A 17480-nucleotide genomic window follows, 5' to 3' on the forward strand; every position below is an offset into this window, starting at 1 on the left:
ACGAAGGATGTCCGATGTTAAATAAACAAACCCTGGCGGCGCTGGTCGTTGCCACCCTGTCAACGGGCTGCGCCGTCGGCCCCGATTACGCCCGGCCGGAACCCGCCCTGGCGCAGCAATTCCACGGCCAGGCAGCTGTTGAGCAGCGCCAGGCCGCCACCACTGCCGACCTGGCGCAGTGGTGGAGCGGCTTTGGCGATCCACTATTGAGCCGCTTCGTGGCACAGGCGCTCGAGCAAAACCTCGACCTCGCGCAGGCTTCCGCACGCGTCGCGCAAGCGCGCGCCGGCCTGGGCGCGGCCAATGCTGCCCTGCTGCCTTCCGGGAACATCAGCGGGCAAGCCGCCCGGGCCTACCAGTCGGTAGAAACCCCTCAGGGGCAGATACTCAACTCGGCGCCCGGCTTTGACCGCCATGGCAGTTCCTATGAAGTCAATCTCGGCGCGAACTGGGAACTCGACCTGTTTGGCGGCTTGCGCCAGGGCCGCGAGGCGGCGCTGGCCGAATACCAGGCATCGGAAGCCGGCGCGGCGGCGGCACGGCTGGCGGTGGCGGCGCAAACGGCCGACATCTACATCACCGTGCGCGGCTTGCAGGCGCGCCTTGATGTCGCCCGCAAGCAAGTAAAGACGCAGCAGGATCTTGTGGCGACCATCAAGCTCTTATATGACAAGGGCCTGGCGGCGGAACTGCAACTAAGGCAGGCCGAAGGCGCGCTGGCCCAGGTGCAGGCATCCATCCCGGTGCTGGAGTCGGGCCTGGAAACTGCCCTGAATGCGCTGGACGTGATGCTTGCTTCGCCACCCGGTACCCATCACGCCGAGCTGGCCGAAATGAGCGCCATCCCGCTGGCTCCGCAGATTGCCGCCAGCGGCTCGCCGCGCGAACTGCTGCGCCGCCGTCCCGACCTGATCGTGGCAGAGCGCCGGCTAGCCGCTTCCAATGCCCGCATCGGTGTCGCCATTGCCGAGTATTACCCCAAGTTTTCCCTGAGCGGCCTGCTGGGCAGCGCCACCTCGGTCTCCGGCGGCAACCTGTTTACCAGCGGCGCCAACCAGGCTGCCGGCATACTTGGCTTAAGCTGGCGCCTGTTCGATTTCGCCCGGGTCGATGCGCAGATCGCGCAAGCCAGGGGGCAGGAGGCGGAAATGCTGGCCGCCTACCGGTTGGCGGCGCTGCATGCGAGCGAGGATGTCGAGAACGCGTTCTCGGCGCTGGTCAAGCGCGAAGAGCAGGCGGCCGTGCTGGAGCAAGGCGTCAGCTCGCTCGGCCGGGCGCGCGAAGCGTCGTTCGCAGCCTACCAGAAGGGCGTCGTCAGCCTGGTCGAAGTGCTGCAAGCGGACGAAAACCTGCTGCGCGCTTCCGATGCGCGGGTGCAGGCGCAAACGGAATCGGCACGCGCTGCAGTCGCTGCCTTCCGGGCACTCGGCGGCGGCTGGCAGGCTGCCGATGCCGGAGCAATGGCAATGCGCTAGCCAGCGCCAGCCGCCTCGGCTGGCTTAGAGGAAGCCGAGGTCGCGCGTGCTGTAGTTGGACAGGTTGGGCAACAGGGAGAGCAGTTCGCTGTCGCTGGCGCCCAGCCATTTACCCATGGTGGCCGCATACTGGTCGACCGAGGTGCTTGGCAGCAGGCGGCCCTGGCCGACGTCGTCAGGGCCATTGTTGGCGACGACCGGCGCAGTGCCGTAGAAGCGCTTGCCCTTGACGGCGCCGCCCATCATGAAGTGCATGCTGCCCCAGCCGTGGTCGGAGCCGTCGTTGTTGGCGACCAGCGTGCGGCCGAAGTCGGAGGCGGTGAACGTCGTCACCTTGTCGGACACGCCCAGTTCCACCGTCGCCTGGTAGAAAGCGGCCATGGCGTCGCCCAGCTTGGCCATCAGGCCCGGGTGGACGGTGGCCAGGTTGTCGTGGGTGTCGAATCCGCCCATCGAGACGAAGAACACCTGGCGCTTGGCACCCAGGCTGCCGCTGGCGGAAATCATGCGCGCGACCATCTTCAACTGGTCGCCCAGGGAATTCGATGCCGGGAATACCGTTTGCAGTGCAGGCGCGGTGGCCAGGGCCGAGGTGAGCGCCGCGTTGGCATCCACCGAACGGCGGGTCACGCGGTTGTATTCGTTCTCCAGCGCGTGCGTGCGCGGCTGGGTGATCAGGGTGCGCAGGGCCTCGGTGGCGGTGGCCGAACCAAACAGCGGCGACTTCAGGCCGTTGAACTGCATCGAGCCGTTGGCCGACACCTGGTACTGCACGGCCGTCTTGCCGGCCATGTAGACCGCGTTCCCCGATACGTTGACGCAGGTGAAGGTGGCATTGCCATTGCCCGACTCGAACAGGTCGCCCAGGCGGCCGCCCCAGCCGGTACGCGAGCCTTCGGGCGCGGACGACTGCCAGATCGATTGCTGGTCGTTATGCGAGAACAGTTTCGGCGGCAGCGGCACGGACTTGGTCTGGTATTGCAATTTCGTGGTCGGCTGGACCAGCGGGCCGACGTTCAGCATGACGCCAAGCTGGCCGTTGTTGAAAATCGGGACCAGGGGCGCGAGCGCCGGCGCCAATGCGAACTCGCGGGCTGCACCAGTCGAATCCATCACGGGGACGGATGGCGCCAGGGCGGTCGCGGTCAGGGCGTCGCGGGCATAGGCGATGGTCGGGCGCAGTCCCTGGTACAGCGTGTAGTTGGTGCTGTCGTAGGGGATGACCGTGTTCGCATAGTCGTTGCCGCCGTACAGGAAGACGCAGACCAGTGCCTTGTAGTCGCTGGCAGTAGCTGCCGCCGCCTCGGCGATCGACATTAGGTTGATGGCCCAGGGCGCCGCCACGCCTGCTACGCCGAGTGCCGATGCGCGCTTGAGGAAGGCGCGGCGCGAAGCTTGATTAGTCATGGTGGTGGCCTTTACTTCTGTACGATGAATTCGGGGGATGCCATGACCAGCGTGAGCGCCGCATAGACGCGGTTGGCGCGCGCGGCGTCGGTGCCGGTCGCCATGCTGGTGACAGCGTTGCGGATCAGGGTCACGGTGTCTGCGCCCAACTGGCCGGCCGCCAGCACCAGATTGATCTCGTCAACCAGGGCAGGCACGTTGTCGGCCAGCGGCAGCAGGCTCGAATAATCCGCCTTGACGTCGCCAATGCCCCTGCTGATGGCAGTCTGCATGTAGTTGGCATAGCCGACCACGCTGGTTTCGTTCACGATCTGGAATTCTGGTGCGACCACGCCCAGTGCCGGCGGCACGTAGCCGGGGCGGAAGAAATTGAAGACGCTCGGCGAGCGCAGCGGGCTTTGTCCCAGGCGGGACGAGGGCTCACTGGTATTGCCAATGGCCCAGGCTTCGCTCGGCGAGGTGGCGTTGTAGGCACGCGCCCATGCGGTAAAGCGCAGGATGGGTTCGCGCACCTTGCCGAAGCCGGCGTTCGTCAGATTGGCCGCGGAACGTGCTTCCTGGTCCAGCAGGATGGCCTTGATGACCGCTTTCAGGTCGCCCTTGACGCCGCTGCCGTTGTTGTTGAAGACAGCAGCGACACGCGCCACGTACTCTTTCGCTGGATTGCTGGTGACCAGGCGCTGGATCAGCTGCTTCGATACGAAAGGCGCCACGTTCGGATGCGCGAAAATCGTGTCGAGCGCCTTGTTCAGGGCCGTTGCCGCATCGACGCCGCTGGCGATCGTGGTGCCGAGGAAGATTTTTTCGCCAGGCTCGTATTTGGTTCCAACCTGGGTCATCGGGCGCTTGCGGTAATCCGGCGTGTCGCTGGTACCGCCGGCGAGGTCGGAGTCCCAGCCGGTGAATACACGGGCCAGGCCGGAAATGTCGGCTTGGGTATAGGTTTCCTGCTCGGTCGCCGTGCCGTCCGGGTTCAGCTTCAGCAGGCCGATGGTGAAGAGCTGCAGGATCTCGCGGGCGTAGTTCTCGTCCGGCATGGAGCCGGTTTTCGGATTGGCCTTGGCGTTGCCGCGATAGGTCAGGTATTCGCCCATCGAGGTCGACAGCGTGACCTGCTGCAGCAAGGTGCGGTAGTTGCCGAAGGCATTGGCCTCCAAAATGTCCATGTAGGCGGCGCCGGTGAAGGCACGCCAGGCACCGGTGAAGCCATCCAGAGAGGCGACGACGATTTCGGACAAGGCCAGCGTCACGCGCTGGCGCAGGGTATCGGGGGACGTGATCAGCTTGACCCACAGTGCCGCATCGATGCCGGCCTGGGTGTTCTTGTTTTCGATGGCGTTGAAGCCCTTCGCCATCAGCCAATCCCAACGCGATTGCGAAGTGGGCATCGACATCTGCTCGTCCAGCCACTTGCTATAGCCGAGCGCCTGGACCCGAGTCATCTGATCATGCGTTGCGCCCATGGAGGCCTGGGCGAGGAAACGTGCGGCCTGGGCGCCTGCAATCGATTCGACCTGGGGTGGCACCGGCGAGGTCGTACCTCCGTCGCTGCCCTTGCTTTCGCTCCCCCCGCCTCCGCACGCTGTCAGCAAGGTTGCCGCGGCCAGGGTCGCAGAGAGCTTTAGCGAGCTCTCATTATTCTCGATTGTGTCGTCCATTGTTGCCCCTCGGAAATTTCCTTAAGGGGGCAGTATAGCTAGAAATGGATGAGCAAAACCTATCGTGCGCAGGTTTTGTGGGTTTTATTCAACCCTTTGCCGAATGTAGTCGGGAGCGACTTTTTTAATGAAAGCCTCTGTGCCGATGCGGAAGTTTTCCGTTGCCGCGACGAGCCCGAAATAGTCGGCGCCCAAGCCTGCGGATTCTTCCAGCGTCATGTTCAAGCCACGGTGCAGGGCCTCCCATGTCAGGCGCACTGCGTCCGGGGACTGGTCGAGGATCTCGTACAGGATGGCGCGCGCTGCATCCATCACCGCGTCGGGACTGGCCACCTGCTGCACAAGGCCGATTCGCAGGGCTTCTTCAGCATCGATGATGCGGCCGCGCAGCAGCATTTCCGCTGCGCGGCCTTTCCCCACCAGGCGCGCAAGGCGGGTAGTGCCGCCAAAGCCAGCAACAGCGCCGATGCGCACTTCAGGATGACCGAGTTTTGCATGGCTGGCTGCGATGCGGATCATGCATGCTTCGGCAAGTTCCAGCCCGCCGCCCAAGGCGTGTCCGTTCAGGGCCGCCACCACGACCTTGCCAAGATTCTCGATGCGGTGCGTGATGTGGACCGCAAGCCTTGCGAATTCGCGTACTTCCAGCGGGGTAGCCTGGCTCAGGTACTTGATGTCGGCGCCGGCGGAGAAGGCTTTGGAGCCGGTGCCGGTAAGTATCACGGCGCCGGCTGCGGAACTGGCGGCCGCCATGTCCAGCATTTCTTCCAGTCGCTGCAAGGTCGGCAGGTCGAGCGCATTCAGCGCATCGGGGCGATTCAATGCAATGACGGCGATGCCGGCGGATTCTCCATACAGGACAGTCATGGCTTGGCTCCGGGAGTTGAGATTAAGGTTAGTATAGGTTTCCAGAATTGGACGTAGTTTTGTGAGTTCAGAAAACAGTTTTCCGAAAATGAAAAACCTTGCCTTCGACTGGAATGAGCTGAAGTTCTTTCTCGCGGTTGCACGAAGCGGCGGCCTTAGCGGCGCTGCTGCGGTACTGGGCACCAGCGCATCCACGGTCTCGCGCCACGTTGACGCGCTGGAGCGCCGCACTGGCCGAAAGCTGTTCTTGCGCCAGCAAAGCGGCTATGCGCTGACCGATGACGGCAGTGAACTGCTGGCGCACGCCGGGCAGGTGGAGCAGGCCATGGCTGCCGCTGCTGCGCCGGGCGATGCGCAGCGCGCAGTGTCCGGCGTGGTGCGGCTGGCGACTACTGAAATGCTGGCGCAATTCCTGGTCGCGCCCAGGCTGGCGGCATTGCGAACGCTGCATCCGGCGCTAAGGGTGGAGCTCGATATCGCCATGGCTGCGGTCAACCTGTCGCGGCGCGAAGCCGACCTGGCGCTGCGCATGGCCGCTCCGGACGATGGAGCAGGCGACTACATCGCAAGGCGTATCGGCAAGGTCGATTTCGCCCTTTACCGCGCAGCCGCTGTTTCGCATGACAGCGGTGACTACATAAGCTGGGACGGCGCCTGGGATGGCCTGCCGATGGCAGCCGCACTGCGCACTGCATTCGACGGCAAACCGCCAGTCCTGGCGTGCAACAGCCTGCCCACGCAGATCGCCGCCGCCCGCTCCGGCGTGGGCGCCGCCATGCTGCCATGTTTCATCGGTGATGCAGAGCCGGCGCTCCAGCGAATGGGGCGACTGGCCACGCCAGTATCGCGCGACCTGTGGCTGGTCTATCACCGCGACCTGAAAGCGAGCCTGCGCGTACAGGCAATGGCAGCCTTCCTGACCGAGATCACAGGCGTTTGCCACGCAAGAGACCTTTAATGTACTATTCGGCAATTGGGTGCGCGCGTCCTGTCCTGGATGCGCGTTAAACGGGAAACCGGTGACGCTGCCATGTGCGGCCACTCCGGTGCAGCCCCCGCTGCTGTAAGCCTGACGAATCCGGAAATACGCCACTGCGCAACGCGCGGGAAGGCCCGGACGAGGATGAAGGCGAGCCAGAATACCGGCCCGATACTGCCAGCACTGTTCTCCGGGGTGAAGGGAAGCCGCTGTCGACCGGCTTCCTGCGTCTTGCCCGCCTGCCCCCTGTCGACCGTCTCCCGATTCTCCCATGAAGGTGCTCCCATAGACCATTCGACGGGAGGTTTCGAATGCACATCATGGAAGGTTTCCTGCCGCCCGCGCATGCGCTTGGCTGGGCAGCCGTATCCGCTCCTTTCCTGGCCTGGGGCCTGCGCAGCATGGCGCGCGGCTTGCAGGCGCACCCCGAGCGGCGCATGCTGCTTGGCGTTGCTTCGGCCTTCGCTTTCCTCCTGTCTGCGCTGAAGCTGCCGTCCGTGACGGGAAGCTGTTCGCATCCGACCGGCGTCGGGCTTGGCGCGCTGCTGTTCGGTCCTGCGGCGATGGTGCCGGTCGGCTTTGTCGTGCTGCTGTTCCAGGCCTTGCTGCTGGCCCACGGCGGCTTGACCACGCTGGGCGCGAACGTGTTCTCCATGGCGATCGTCGGGCCCTTCGTTTCCTATGGCGTATTCCGCTCCACGGCGGCCCTCGGGCTATCGCGCGCGGTCGCGGTGTTCGCGGCCGCCTGTATCGGCGACCTGGCAACTTACCTGACCACTTCTGCACAGCTGGCCTGGGCCTTTCCTGATCCGATCGGTGGTATCAGCGCTTCGTTCGCCAAGTTCGCCGGTATCTTCGCGTTGACACAACTGCCGATCGCTATCAGCGAAGGCTTGCTGACCGTACTGGTGGTGAATGCGATGGCGCGCTTCAATGCGCACGAGCTGCGCCTGCTGCCGGTGATGGCGCATGTGAAGGAGAAGTCGGCATGAAGGCGCGTACTGGCTTGATCTGGGCGGCCATCATCCTGTTGACCGTTTTGCCGCTGTGGTTTGCAGACATGCCGCCGGCGGAGCCGGGCGGCGCGGCGCCAGCAGCATTCAGCGGAGCGGATTCGCGCGCGCAACAGGCGATTGGCATCATCGCACCACACTACAAACCCTGGTTTGCACCGCTGTTCGAACCGCCGAGCGGAGAGATCGCGTCGCTGCTGTTCGCGCTGCAAGCTGCGATCGGCGCGGGCGTGATCGGTTTCTGGCTCGGCACATCGATGGCGCGCGAGCGCGAACAACGTTGCGCACAGGGGGATTCGGTGCCGGAGCAGGATTCCCATGCGGATTGACGCCGCAGCCTACGCCTCGCGCTGGCAGGCCGTCGCTCCAGGCGCGAAGGGCCTGTTCGCGCTGGCCGGCATCGCTGCCGCCTGGCTCGCCCGCAGCCTTGACACGCTGGCCGTGCTCGCGCTGCTCTCCATGTTCGCCACGCTGGCCGGGGCGCGCGTGCCAATCCGGACCTACTTTGCCGTAGCGGTAGCGCCGGTCGGCTTCCTTTTGCTGTCCTGCCTGACAATGCTGGTCACGCCTGACGGCGGGGGCGGCTGGCGGTGGGCGCCTGGGCTCTCGCCGGCAGTCGGGTACATTGCCCTGCGCTCGATCGCCGCGCTGGCCGCCGTACTCGGGCTGGTGCTGACCACGCCGATGCCGGACCTGTTGATGTTGCTGCGCCGCCTGCGCGTACCCGAACTGCTGCTGGACCTGATGGCGCTGTGCTACCGCATGCTGTTCGTGCTGCGCCAGGCATGGGACGAAGGCAGTACCGCGCAAGCTGCGCGCCTGGGACATGGCGGCTGGCGCCAACACTGGCGGTCGATAGGGTTGCTGACGGGCCAGATGGCACTACAGGTATGGCAGCGCGCGTCGGCACTGCAAATGGCGGCCGATGCGCGCGCCTTCGAGGGCAGCCTGCGCCACTTGCCGACCTCCTTCCCGCATGCGCGACGCCAGCTTGCCCTATCCTTGCTGGCGAGCGTGCTGCTGCTGGCATTTTCCCTGCGTGACAGGCTATGACGCCTTTGATCGAACTCGAAGCAGTGGAGCACGCGTTTGCCGACGGCAGCCCAGGCCTGCGCGGCTGCACGTTGTCGCTTGGGCGCGGACGCCGTCACGCGCTGCTCGGCGCGAACGGCGCCGGCAAGACCACGCTCCTGCTGCACCTGAACGCTTTGCTGCGCCCCACCGTGGGCCGCTTGCGCTGGCACGGCAACGAGTACGACTACAGCCGCAGTGGGCTGGCCTCGTTGCGCAGCCGGGTCGGCCTTGTGTTCCAGAATCCTGACCGCCAGCTAATCTCGGCACTGGTCGAGGAGGATGTGGCGTTTGGGCCGCTGAACCTCGGCCTCGACGACGCCACGGTACGCACTCGCGCCGCGGATGCGCTCGATGCCGTAGGCCTGGCCGGCTTTGCGCGCCGTCCCGTGCACCACCTGAGCTTCGGCCAGAAGAAGCGCGTCTGCATTGCCGGCGTGCTGGCCATGCAGCCCGAAGTCCTGCTGCTGGACGAACCGATGGCGGGCCTGGACTCGCCGATGCAGATGGAACTCGAGACATTGCTGGACCGCCTCGCCGCGCGCGGCGTGACGATCGTCCTATCCACCCACGACGTCGACTTTGCCTATCGCTGGGCCGACGACATCCACATGATGGCTGCTGGCCTCTGCATTGCATCGGTTCCCACCCAGGAGCTGGCCTCGCGCCAGGAGGCGCTGCGCGCTGCCGGCCAACGCTTGCCCCAGGCATTGGCATTACATGCCGAGCTGGCCAAACGCGGCTTGCTTCCCGCCGGCGCCGCACCGCGAAGCGTGGAGGCCGTGCTGACCGCGCTGCGCGCCCAGCCTGTCGACGAACACCAAGGAGAAATACTGATATGACAGCTGGCAAAGTCTGGTTTGTCGGCGCCGGTCCCGGCGACCCCGAACTGATCACCGTCAAGGGACAAAAGCTGCTGGCACAAGCTGGCGCCGTGCTGTTTGCCGGCTCGCTGGTGGACCGCGCCGCAACGCTCTACGCGCCGCCTGGCTGCGTTATCCGCGATTCGAAAGACATGACGCTGGAAGAGATGACGGCCTGGCTGATCGAGCAAACTCGGGCCCACAGCACCGTAGTAAGGCTGCAGACCGGCGATCCCGGCCTGTACGGCGCCCTGATTGAAATGGCGCGCCCGCTTGCCGCCGAAGGCATTGAATGGGCAGTGGTCCCGGGCGTTTCGTCCGCCATGGCTTCGATGGCAGCCGCCGGAGAATCCATGACCTTGCCCGAGGTGACGCAAAGCGTGATTTTCACCCGCGTCGAAGGCCGCACCCCAATGCCGGATGGCGAAGACCTGGCCAGCCTGGCCTCACACCGCACCACGCTGTGCATCTTCCTGTCGATCACCCTGATGTACAAGGTCGAGGCGGCCCTGCGTGCGGCGGGCTGGCCGGAGGACTCGCCCATGCTGGTCGTGCACAAAGCCAGTTGGCCCGGCGAGGAGAAGATCCTGCGCGGGACGCTGGCCGACATCAAGCAGCGCTGCCGGGAAGCCGGCGTAGCCAGCCAGGCCATGATCGTGGCCAGCCCCACGCTGTGCGCCTTGCACTGGGAAACCCTGGTGCGCTCCAAATTGTACGACCCAACCTTTACCCACCGTTTCAGAAAGGCCAGCGCATGAACCAATCCATCATGATGCCAGCGATTGCAGCAGCGAGCGATACCATCCTCGTCGTCGGCCATGGCTCCCGCGAAGAGTCGGGCAACCAGGAAATCCGTGAATTCGTGGACATGTGGCGCGCACGCCGGCCGGGCTGGCGCATCGAATTGTGCTTTATCGAGTTCGCTCCCCCCGAGCTGAATGCCAGCTTGCTGGAGGTTGCTGCCAGTTCGCGCCGCGTGCTGGTAGTGCCGCTGATCTTGAATGCAGCCGGCCATGTCAAGATGGAGATCCCAGAGGCCATCGAGGGTGCGCGCATCGCCCGTCCGCAAACGGAATTCCTGCTGGCGCCGCACCTGACCGCCTGCGACCCGGTACTGGCCATCCTCAAGCGCCGTCTGCGCAGGGCCATGGGCACGCTCGACATGCCCGATCCGACCACCACCGGCGTCGTGCTGCTGGGCCGCGGCTCTTCCGACCGCGGCGCCAACGGCGAGATGGCCAAGATGGCGCGCTGGCTGCTGGAAGAGGGCGATCACGAACTGGTGGACCTGGCTTTCACCGGCATCACCTGGCCGCGCCTGGAAAAGGTCGTGCAGCGCCAGTTCACGCTGGGCGTGCGCCAGGTCGTGGTGCTGCCATACTACCTTTACACCGGCACGCTGATGCAGCGCATCCACCGCCAGGTTGAACACCTGCGCGGCCAGTATCCGCAAGTGCGCTTCGCCTGCACCGAGCATTTCGGCTTCGAGGCCGAGATTTTCGAGCTGATGGACCAGCGCGTGGAAGACTTGCGCGCTGGCGTGCCGGATAGCCGCCTGCCTTGCGACGGCTGTACCTACCGCGAGATCGCACATGACCATGGCCACGGCCACTCCCATGCGCACACACACGATCACGCAGAGGCGCAGCCAGCATGAGCACCATCAACACCGTCACCGAACAACTGACCCGCGCTGGCCAGGTGATCGAGCATGACAGCTTCGCCATCATCGACGCTGAAGTCGGCTCACATACCTATACCGAATCGCAATGGCCAATCGTACGGCGCATGATCCACGCCAACGCGGACTTCGACTTCAACGGCCTGACCGACTTCCATCCGGCAGCAGTGCGGGCCGGCATCGCCGCCATGCTGGCCGGCTCGACGCCTGTCGTTGCCGACGTTGAAATGATCTGCTCCGGCCTGTCGCAACCGCGCCTCGCCCACTTCGGCATGAAGACGCACCAGTTCATCAGCGATGCCGACGTTATCGAAACCGCCAAAGTCGAAGACACAACGCGCGCCGTACAAGCCATGCGCAAGGCGCACCGGCTTGGCCTGCTGGAGGGCGCCATCGTTGGCATCGGCAATGCGCCGACCGCGCTGATCGAGCTGGTGCGCCTGATTCGCGAAGAAGGCGTGCGCCCTGCGCTGGTGGTTGGCATGCCGGTTGGCTTTGTCTCCGCCGCCGAATCCAAAGACTTGATGGCGGAAGTGGCCGAGGTGCCGTGGATCGTCATCCGCGGCCGCAAGGGAGGCTCGACGCTGGTGGTCGCAGCCCTCCATGCCCTGCTGGCCCTGGCCGAGGCAAAGCAGAAGGCAGGGCAGGCATGAAGGAAAAGGCAGCGGCCGAACGCGGTACGCGCACCGGTTTCACGACCGGTGCCTGTGCTGCCGCAGCGGCGCGCGCAGCGGTGCTTGGGCTGGCGACGGGCCAGGTGCCGGAGGAAATCGAAAGCCTGCTGCCGAATGGTAGTCGGGTGCGCTTTGCCGTGCACGACGGCGGCTGCAGCGCGCAGTCCGCACACGCCATGGTGGTCAAATTTGCAGGCGACGACCCCGATTGCACCGACGGCGCCCACTTGACGGTCGACCTGCGCCTGCTGCCCGGCCGCGCCGGCGACGTGCTGTACGTGGCCGGCGACGGCGTTGGAACGGTAACCATGCCCGGCCTCGGGCTGGAGGTAGGCGGTCCGGCGATCAACCCCGTACCGCGTCGTAACATCGCCGATAACCTGCGCGAAGCCGCACCCGCCCTGCTGCAGGAGCATGGCATCGAAGTCACCATCAGCGTGCCGGATGGACAGGTGATGGCCAAGAAGACCACCAACGCGCGCCTGGGCATCCTGGGCGGCATCAGCATCCTGGGCACCACGGGCATCGTCAGGCCGTATTCGACGGCGGCCTGGCGTGCCAGCGTGGTGCAGGGCGTGCAAGTGGCGGCGACCACCGGCCACGAAGTGGTTGCGCTGACCACCGGCGGCCGCACGGAGACCTTTGCCATCGCCACGCTGCGCGCCGAACGCCCCGAGCTGCCGTCCGCTTGCTTCGTCCAGATGGGAGACTTCCTGCGCTATGCGCTGGACGAAGCCGCCTCGCAGCGCATTGGCCTCGTGGTGCTCGCGGTCATGGTGGGCAAGCTGACCAAGATCGCGCAGGGCGAAACCATCACCCACGCCAACCGCAGCGAGGTCGATACCGACCTGGTGGCGGAGATCGCGCGCCGCATCGGCGCCCCACCCGAGGACTGCGCCGCCATTGCAGCAGCCGAAACAGCGCGCTTTGGCGCCGAACTGATGGTTGAACGCGGCCTGGGCGACGCCTTCCACCATGCGCTGGCCCAAGCCGCCATCGATACCCTGACCGCGCCCGAGCGCTATGGCCGCGCATTCCAGCTGCGGGTGCTGGTGTGCGATTTCAGCGGCAACCAGGTCGCCGACGTCTGGTCGGCGCCTGCGCTCCCGCAAGAACGCCCGTCCGACGCAAGGCGCATCGGCATTGACCACATCCTCGATATCGACCCCGAGCCAATTCCCGAATAGACCCATGGATACCTGTTTAACTGATCCCAATCCCTGCCGCGTGATCGGCGTGCTGGATGACGGTGCCGCAAGCCTGAATGCAACAGCGCTGGCATGGCTGCGCAATGCCGACGTGGTGATCGGCGGCGCCCGCACTCTCGCGCTGATGAAGAATGAGTTCAAGCCAGGCGCCATCTGCCGCGACCTGACTGCACGCCTGAAGGAGGTTCCCGACTGGGTGCGCGCCGCGCGTGCCGACAACTTGTGCTGCGCGGTGCTGGCGACCGGCGATCCGCTGTGCCACGGTATTGCGCCTTACCTGGCGCAGCACCTGTGCGTGCAGGCGCTGGAGATACTCCCCAACCTGTCGACGCTGCAGCTGGCTTGCGCACGCATCGGGCTGGCCTGGCAAGATGCGCGCATTGTGTCGGTTCATGCCCGCGACGCCGGCGAATGGTCGCGCGGCAGTACACCTGGCCACGGCCTGTACGGACTGGCCCAGGCGCTGCGCCAGCATGCACGCCTGCTGGTGCTGACCAGTCCTGACAACAGTCCGGACCGCATCGCCCGGCTGCTGCTGGCTGAAGGCCTGGGCGACGATTTCCACATGGCGGTCGCAGAGAACCTTCTGCAGCCAGAGGAACGCGTACTGGCAGAACTTAGCCCACGTGAAGCGGCTGGCATGCAGTTCGCCGCCCTGAACGTCGTGTTGCTATGGCGCGTAACGCCGGTGCCAAGCCCTGTGCGATTCGGCCTGGCGGACGCGGAATTCGAACAGCGCCAGCCGGAGAAGGGCCTGATCACCAAGCAGGAAGTGCGCGCCGTCAGCCTGGCGCGGCTCCAGCTTCGATCCGACAGCGTGGTGTGGGATATCGGCGCCGGTTCCGGCTCGGTAGGCCTGGAAGCGGCCCGTTTGTGCCCACAGGGGCACGTGTTTGCCATCGAAAAGAACGAGGATGACTGCGCCATCGCAGGCCGCAACCACGCTGCGTTCGGCGTGGCAAATTACAGCCTGTACCACGCCAAGGCGCCCGATGGCCTGGATGCCTGGCCCGATCCGGACGCCGTATTCATCGGCGGCTCGGGCGGCGAACTTGCGGGATTGATTACCGGCGTGCTGCGACGCTTGCGTCCCGGCGGCACGCTGGTGATGAACTTCGTCACGCTTGAAAACCTTGCCACGGCCACTGCCGCATTGCAGGCGCTGGAGAGCAACGGCGTGAGCTGGGACGTGCTGCAATTGCAGGCCGCGCGCAGCAAGCCGATCCTGCACATGCACCGCATGGCGGCCGAAAATCCTGTGTGGATCGTTTGTGCACGCCGCTCTGGGGGAACAGCATGAGCGGTACCTTGTGGGGGATCTCCCTCGGCCCCGGCGACCCGGGCCTGATTACACGCGCCGCGTGGGAAGCGTTGCAGCGGCGCGATGCGATTTGGGTCTACCCGGCGCGCAGCGGCAAGACCCCAAGCTACGCATTCGATATTGTGCAACGCGCCGGCCTTGCACCGCCCGACAAGCATGAATTGCTGCTGTTCCCCATGACGCACGACGGCGAAAAGCTCGCACGGGCCTGGATGAAGGCCGCCGAAACCGTGCTGCCCTGGCTTCGCGCGGGCCGCGACGTGCTTTTTCTCGTCGAAGGGGACGCCAGCACCTATGCCACCTTCGGCCACCTGGCGCGCACGGTGCGGGCTTTGGACGAGCAGGTGCCTGTGCAAGTCATCGCCGGCGTCAACGCCTTCACCGCCGCCTGCGCCGAAGTGCCAGTGCCGTTCGCAGAACAGGATGACACGGTCGCAATCGTGCCAGCGGCATATGGCGTCAGCGCCATCGACCGTCTGTTGCCGGACTTCGACACCCTGGTGTTGATGAAGGTGAAGCCCCTGCTCGATGAACTGATCGACTGGCTTGAGCGCAAGGATTTGCTGGCGGGCGCGCACTTTATCGAACGTGTCGGCGCTCCGGACGAGCGTCGCTTCAGCGGCGTCGAGATCCTGGCGCTGCGGGGCACCAAAGTCAGCTACCTGTCGCTGCTGATCGTCAAGCACGGACAGCGCATTCGCGGTGAACGCATCAAGGGCTGCCTCAAGAAGCCCGGCCCTCAACCATTAACCCTGGAGACTGCATGAGCAGCTTATCAATTGTCGACACAGCGGCGCCGCGCTTATGCCTGGTAGCCATCACGAAGCATGGCGCGGCACAGGCTGCACGCCTGGCCGCCGACCTGCCCGGCGCCGACATCTGCACTTCCGCCAAGTTTGCGGCGCAATTTTCCGGCCTGCCGAATGCGGTACGCGCCTACGACGGCGCGCTGCGCGATGAAATCGGCCCCTTGATTGAAGGCTACGACCAGATCGTGTTCTTCGTGTCGCTTGGCGCCGTGGTGCGCCTGATCGCCCCCCACCTGCGCAGCAAGGACGAAGACCCCGGCGTGATTGTGGTGGACGACGCCGGCCAGTTCGTGATTCCGGTCCTGTCCGGCCACGTCGGTGGTGCCAACGAATGGAGCGAACGCGTAGCCGACTTGCTGGGCGCAGTGCCTGTGCTGACCACCGCGTCGGACGTGGGCCGCACCATTCCGGTCGATATCCTTGGCCGCCACCTTGGCTGGCGAGTGGAAGCGCCCAAGATCAACATCACGCGCGTTTCTGCGCACGTCGTGAACGGCGAACCGATCGCCTTCGTACAGGAAGCCGGCAGCCCGAATTGGTGGACCAGGCCGACGCCGCTGCCGGACAACATTCACTTCTTCAAGCACTTCGACGACGTACTGCTGGAGCGCTACACCGCGCTGCTGTGGGTAACCCATGCCGAGGTGTCGGAAGAACGCTGGAATGCCCTCCACGAACGACTGGTGGTGTATCGCCCGCCTCTGGACGGCGCAGCGTGAGCACTTTCACGATCGGCCTTGGTTGCGACCGTGGCGCCATGCTGCAAACGGTGCGTGAGGCCGTGCATGCAGCGCTGCGCGAGGCCGGAGCCCAACCCGGGCAGGTAAGCGCCGCCGCAAGCATCACGCTGAAACGCGATGAAGAAGCTTTGCTCGCTTTCGCCGAAGAAAATGGCTGGCCGCTGCACTTCTACGCACCGGAAGAATTGGCGGCCGTTCCGGTACCGAATCCTTCAGAAACCGTGCGCCGCTACACCGGCACGCCATCGGTAAGCGAGGCTGCCGCCCTGCTGGCCGCCGGCCCAGGCACGCCAATGACCGCCCTGGTGGTCGAAAAATTCAAACTCCGAGGCGTGGACAACCGCAATGTCACCGTCTCAATCGCAAGGAAGAATCCATGAACGCTCCATTCGAACAACCTGCTTCTGCGGGAAAGATCATGCTGGTCGGGATTGGTCCCGGCAGCGTGGACCACATGACGCAACGCGCCCGCGACGCTATCGCCGAGGCGGACGTGGTGATCGGCTACGTCACCTACATCAAGCTGGTGGCCGACCTCATTGAAGGCAAGGAGATCATCCGCAAATCGATGACGGAAGAACTGGACCGCGCCGTCAGCGCACTCGAAGCCGCGCGCGCCGGCAAGAAGGTGGCCCTGATTTCGTCCGGCGACGCCGGCGTATACGGCATGGCCGGTCCGACCTACGAAGTGCTGTTCCAGTCCGGCTGGACCCCGGAAGACCCGGTGCAAGTGGAGATCATCCCCGGCGCATCGGCCCTGAACAGCTGCGCGGCCCTGGTCGGCGCACCGCTGACCCACGACTTCTGCGCGATTTCGCTGTCCGACCTGCTGACGCCCTGGCCGACCATTGCCCGCCGCCTGGATGCGGTGGCGATGGCGGACTTCGTTGTGGCGCTGTACAACCCGAAAAGCGGCCGCCGCACACGCCAGATCGTCGAAGCGCAGCGACTGTTCCTGCGCCACCGCCGTGCCGACACACCAGTTGCCATCGTCAAGAGCGCCTACCGCCGCCGCGAAAATATTGTCTTCACCACCCTCGACAGCATGGCCGACGCCGACATTGGCATGCTCAGCACTGTCCTGATTGGCAACAGCAACACCTTCGTGCGCAACGGCCTGATGGTAACGCCGCGCGGCTACGCCAACAAGTACGACATGCAAGAGGGTGGCGCGACGCGCGAAGGTGAGCGTGCAGGCCGTTCCCTGTCGACAGGCCTGCTGGGATGGCTCGATACGCTGCGCGCCGAACACGAAGCCGGTGCCAGCATTGAAGAACTGGCAGCGCAGTACCGACTGCCCGCCGACTATATCCGCGCCACGCTCGACGAGCCGTGGGAAGCCGAGACCAGCACCGAAGCGGAAGGGAGCGAAGCATGAGCGACACCCCGGTAAAACCAAAGATCAGCAGCTACCACCGCCACCTGCTGATTTGCACCGGCCCGCGCTGCACTGCCGACGGCCAGTCGCAGGCCCTGTTCGACAGCCTGGGCGACAAGTTCAAGGCCGCGGGGCTGAATGAGGGCGAGCTGCGCGTGAAACGCAGCCGGGTAAGCTGCTTTGCGGCCTGCAAGGGCGGCCCGATCGTCTGCGTCCAGCCGGACGGCACCTGGTACTACAATGTCACTCCCGAGAACATGGACCGCATCATCGACCAGCACCTGTGCAATGGACAGGCCGTTGAGGAAATCGTGTTCCATCAACAGTGAGAGTAGA

19 protein-coding genes and 1 riboswitch are annotated in these 17480 nt (G+C 65.1%); of the genes, 16 read left to right on the forward strand and 3 right to left on the reverse strand.

From position 1 onward, the window contains the following. Positions 1-14: 14 nt before the first annotated feature. Entirely contained in the window at positions 15-1475 is a 1461-nt protein-coding gene (locus tag ACN9M3_RS01500) for an efflux transporter outer membrane subunit (RefSeq protein WP_426320091.1), read from the forward strand. Between the two features lie 24 nt (positions 1476-1499). Here ACN9M3_RS01500 and ACN9M3_RS01505 read toward each other — a convergent pair whose 3' ends face one another. The 3 genes from ACN9M3_RS01505 to ACN9M3_RS01515 form a co-directional block, all read right to left on the reverse strand. Then, positions 1500-2882 carry a DUF1501 domain-containing protein gene (locus ACN9M3_RS01505; RefSeq protein WP_426166885.1) on the reverse strand — a complete coding sequence of 461 codons (1383 nt, stop codon included), beginning with the start codon at positions 2880-2882 and terminating at the stop codon, positions 1500-1502. A gap of 11 nt (positions 2883-2893) precedes the next feature. Then, the gene (locus tag ACN9M3_RS01510; RefSeq protein ID WP_426320093.1) at positions 2894-4540 is read right to left on the reverse strand and encodes a DUF1800 domain-containing protein; all 1647 of its coding nucleotides are present in this window, start codon (positions 4538-4540) and stop codon (positions 2894-2896) included. 84 nt (positions 4541-4624) lie between these two features. Then, a complete protein-coding gene (locus ACN9M3_RS01515) occupies positions 4625-5407 on the reverse strand; it encodes an enoyl-CoA hydratase-related protein (RefSeq protein ID WP_426320095.1) in 783 nt (260 codons plus the stop codon). 88 nt (positions 5408-5495) lie between these two features. Between ACN9M3_RS01515 and ACN9M3_RS01520 the strand changes: the two genes are divergently transcribed. The 15 genes from ACN9M3_RS01520 (at position 5496) to ACN9M3_RS01590 (ending at position 17473) form a co-directional block, all read left to right on the forward strand. Then, complete coding sequence (locus ACN9M3_RS01520; protein ID WP_426166891.1) at positions 5496-6365, forward strand: LysR family transcriptional regulator; 870 nt, start codon at positions 5496-5498, stop codon at positions 6363-6365. A 2-nt stretch (positions 6366-6367) separates the two neighbouring features. Further along, positions 6368-6572: riboswitch (cobalamin riboswitch) on the forward strand. Positions 6573-6697: 125 nt separating this feature from the next. Next, positions 6698-7378, forward strand: coding sequence for an energy-coupling factor ABC transporter permease (locus tag ACN9M3_RS01525; protein WP_426320097.1), 681 nt, complete (start codon positions 6698-6700; stop codon positions 7376-7378). Continuing rightward, the gene (locus tag ACN9M3_RS01530; RefSeq protein ID WP_426166895.1) at positions 7375-7728 is read left to right on the forward strand and encodes an energy-coupling factor ABC transporter substrate-binding protein; all 354 of its coding nucleotides are present in this window, start codon (positions 7375-7377) and stop codon (positions 7726-7728) included. The genes ACN9M3_RS01525 and ACN9M3_RS01530 overlap by 4 nt, the downstream gene beginning before the upstream one ends. Then, the gene (gene cbiQ, locus ACN9M3_RS01535; protein WP_426320099.1) at positions 7718-8452 is read left to right on the forward strand and encodes a cobalt ECF transporter T component CbiQ; all 735 of its coding nucleotides are present in this window, start codon (positions 7718-7720) and stop codon (positions 8450-8452) included. The genes ACN9M3_RS01530 and cbiQ overlap by 11 nt, the downstream gene beginning before the upstream one ends. Beyond that, entirely contained in the window at positions 8449-9312 is an 864-nt protein-coding gene (locus tag ACN9M3_RS01540) for an energy-coupling factor ABC transporter ATP-binding protein (protein WP_426320101.1), read from the forward strand. The genes cbiQ and ACN9M3_RS01540 overlap by 4 nt, the downstream gene beginning before the upstream one ends. Beyond that, complete coding sequence (gene cobM, locus ACN9M3_RS01545) at positions 9309-10091, forward strand: precorrin-4 C(11)-methyltransferase (RefSeq protein WP_426320103.1); 783 nt, start codon at positions 9309-9311, stop codon at positions 10089-10091. The genes ACN9M3_RS01540 and cobM overlap by 4 nt, the downstream gene beginning before the upstream one ends. Further along, positions 10088-10990, forward strand: coding sequence for a sirohydrochlorin chelatase (locus tag ACN9M3_RS01550; RefSeq protein ID WP_426320105.1), 903 nt, complete (start codon positions 10088-10090; stop codon positions 10988-10990). The genes cobM and ACN9M3_RS01550 overlap by 4 nt, the downstream gene beginning before the upstream one ends. Then, a complete protein-coding gene (locus tag ACN9M3_RS01555; RefSeq protein WP_426166905.1) occupies positions 10987-11667 on the forward strand; it encodes a precorrin-8X methylmutase in 681 nt (226 codons plus the stop codon). Before ACN9M3_RS01550 ends, ACN9M3_RS01555 begins: the two co-directional genes overlap by 4 nt. Further along, positions 11664-12875, forward strand: coding sequence for a cobalt-precorrin-5B (C(1))-methyltransferase (locus ACN9M3_RS01560; RefSeq protein WP_426320107.1), 1212 nt, complete (start codon positions 11664-11666; stop codon positions 12873-12875). The genes ACN9M3_RS01555 and ACN9M3_RS01560 overlap by 4 nt, the downstream gene beginning before the upstream one ends. Before the next feature lie 4 nt (positions 12876-12879). Further along, the gene (gene cbiE / locus ACN9M3_RS01565; protein WP_426320109.1) at positions 12880-14196 is read left to right on the forward strand and encodes a precorrin-6y C5,15-methyltransferase (decarboxylating) subunit CbiE; all 1317 of its coding nucleotides are present in this window, start codon (positions 12880-12882) and stop codon (positions 14194-14196) included. Continuing rightward, complete coding sequence (cobI, locus tag ACN9M3_RS01570; protein WP_426320111.1) at positions 14193-14984, forward strand: precorrin-2 C(20)-methyltransferase; 792 nt, start codon at positions 14193-14195, stop codon at positions 14982-14984. Before cbiE ends, cobI begins: the two co-directional genes overlap by 4 nt. Beyond that, positions 14981-15745 (forward strand): cobalamin biosynthesis central domain-containing protein, encoded by a 765-nt coding sequence (locus ACN9M3_RS01575; protein WP_426320113.1) that lies wholly within the window; start codon positions 14981-14983, stop codon positions 15743-15745. Before cobI ends, ACN9M3_RS01575 begins: the two co-directional genes overlap by 4 nt. After that, entirely contained in the window at positions 15742-16146 is a 405-nt protein-coding gene (locus ACN9M3_RS01580; protein WP_426166915.1) for a cobalamin biosynthesis protein, read from the forward strand. Before ACN9M3_RS01575 ends, ACN9M3_RS01580 begins: the two co-directional genes overlap by 4 nt. After that, positions 16143-17144, forward strand: coding sequence for a precorrin-3B C(17)-methyltransferase (gene cobJ / locus ACN9M3_RS01585; protein ID WP_426320115.1), 1002 nt, complete (start codon positions 16143-16145; stop codon positions 17142-17144). Before ACN9M3_RS01580 ends, cobJ begins: the two co-directional genes overlap by 4 nt. Next, complete coding sequence (locus ACN9M3_RS01590) at positions 17141-17473, forward strand: (2Fe-2S) ferredoxin domain-containing protein (protein ID WP_426320117.1); 333 nt, start codon at positions 17141-17143, stop codon at positions 17471-17473. Before cobJ ends, ACN9M3_RS01590 begins: the two co-directional genes overlap by 4 nt. Positions 17474-17480 lie beyond the last annotated feature (7 nt).

The organism is Pseudoduganella sp. R-43 (assembly GCF_049913255.1).
In the GTDB taxonomy this organism is placed as follows: domain Bacteria; phylum Pseudomonadota; class Gammaproteobacteria; order Burkholderiales; family Burkholderiaceae_D; genus Rugamonas.

Excerpts from the sequence above, each read along its gene's own strand:
- ACN9M3_RS01530 (WP_426166895.1), top strand. The coding sequence starts at position 7,375 with ATGAAGGCGCGTACTGGCTTGATCTGGGCGGCCATCATCCTGTTGACC.
- ACN9M3_RS01500 (WP_426320091.1), top strand. The coding sequence starts at position 15 with ATGTTAAATAAACAAACCCTGGCGGCGCTGGTCGTTGCCACCCTGTCA.
- cobM (WP_426320103.1), top strand. The coding sequence starts at position 9,309 with ATGACAGCTGGCAAAGTCTGGTTTGTCGGCGCCGGTCCCGGCGACCCC.
- ACN9M3_RS01520 (WP_426166891.1), top strand. The coding sequence starts at position 5,496 with ATGAAAAACCTTGCCTTCGACTGGAATGAGCTGAAGTTCTTTCTCGCG.
- ACN9M3_RS01550 (WP_426320105.1), top strand. The coding sequence starts at position 10,088 with ATGAACCAATCCATCATGATGCCAGCGATTGCAGCAGCGAGCGATACC.
- ACN9M3_RS01525 (WP_426320097.1), top strand. The coding sequence starts at position 6,698 with ATGCACATCATGGAAGGTTTCCTGCCGCCCGCGCATGCGCTTGGCTGG.
- ACN9M3_RS01590 (WP_426320117.1), top strand. The coding sequence starts at position 17,141 with ATGAGCGACACCCCGGTAAAACCAAAGATCAGCAGCTACCACCGCCAC.
- ACN9M3_RS01575 (WP_426320113.1), top strand. The coding sequence starts at position 14,981 with ATGAGCAGCTTATCAATTGTCGACACAGCGGCGCCGCGCTTATGCCTG.
- cobJ (WP_426320115.1), top strand. The coding sequence starts at position 16,143 with ATGAACGCTCCATTCGAACAACCTGCTTCTGCGGGAAAGATCATGCTG.
- ACN9M3_RS01555 (WP_426166905.1), top strand. The coding sequence starts at position 10,987 with ATGAGCACCATCAACACCGTCACCGAACAACTGACCCGCGCTGGCCAG.
- cbiE (WP_426320109.1), top strand. The coding sequence starts at position 12,880 with ATGGATACCTGTTTAACTGATCCCAATCCCTGCCGCGTGATCGGCGTG.
- cbiQ (WP_426320099.1), top strand. The coding sequence starts at position 7,718 with ATGCGGATTGACGCCGCAGCCTACGCCTCGCGCTGGCAGGCCGTCGCT.
- ACN9M3_RS01510 (WP_426320093.1), bottom strand. The coding sequence starts at position 4,540 with ATGGACGACACAATCGAGAATAATGAGAGCTCGCTAAAGCTCTCTGCG.
- cobI (WP_426320111.1), top strand. The coding sequence starts at position 14,193 with ATGAGCGGTACCTTGTGGGGGATCTCCCTCGGCCCCGGCGACCCGGGC.
- ACN9M3_RS01515 (WP_426320095.1), bottom strand. The coding sequence starts at position 5,407 with ATGACTGTCCTGTATGGAGAATCCGCCGGCATCGCCGTCATTGCATTG.
- ACN9M3_RS01560 (WP_426320107.1), top strand. The coding sequence starts at position 11,664 with ATGAAGGAAAAGGCAGCGGCCGAACGCGGTACGCGCACCGGTTTCACG.
- ACN9M3_RS01505 (WP_426166885.1), bottom strand. The coding sequence starts at position 2,882 with ATGACTAATCAAGCTTCGCGCCGCGCCTTCCTCAAGCGCGCATCGGCA.
- ACN9M3_RS01540 (WP_426320101.1), top strand. The coding sequence starts at position 8,449 with ATGACGCCTTTGATCGAACTCGAAGCAGTGGAGCACGCGTTTGCCGAC.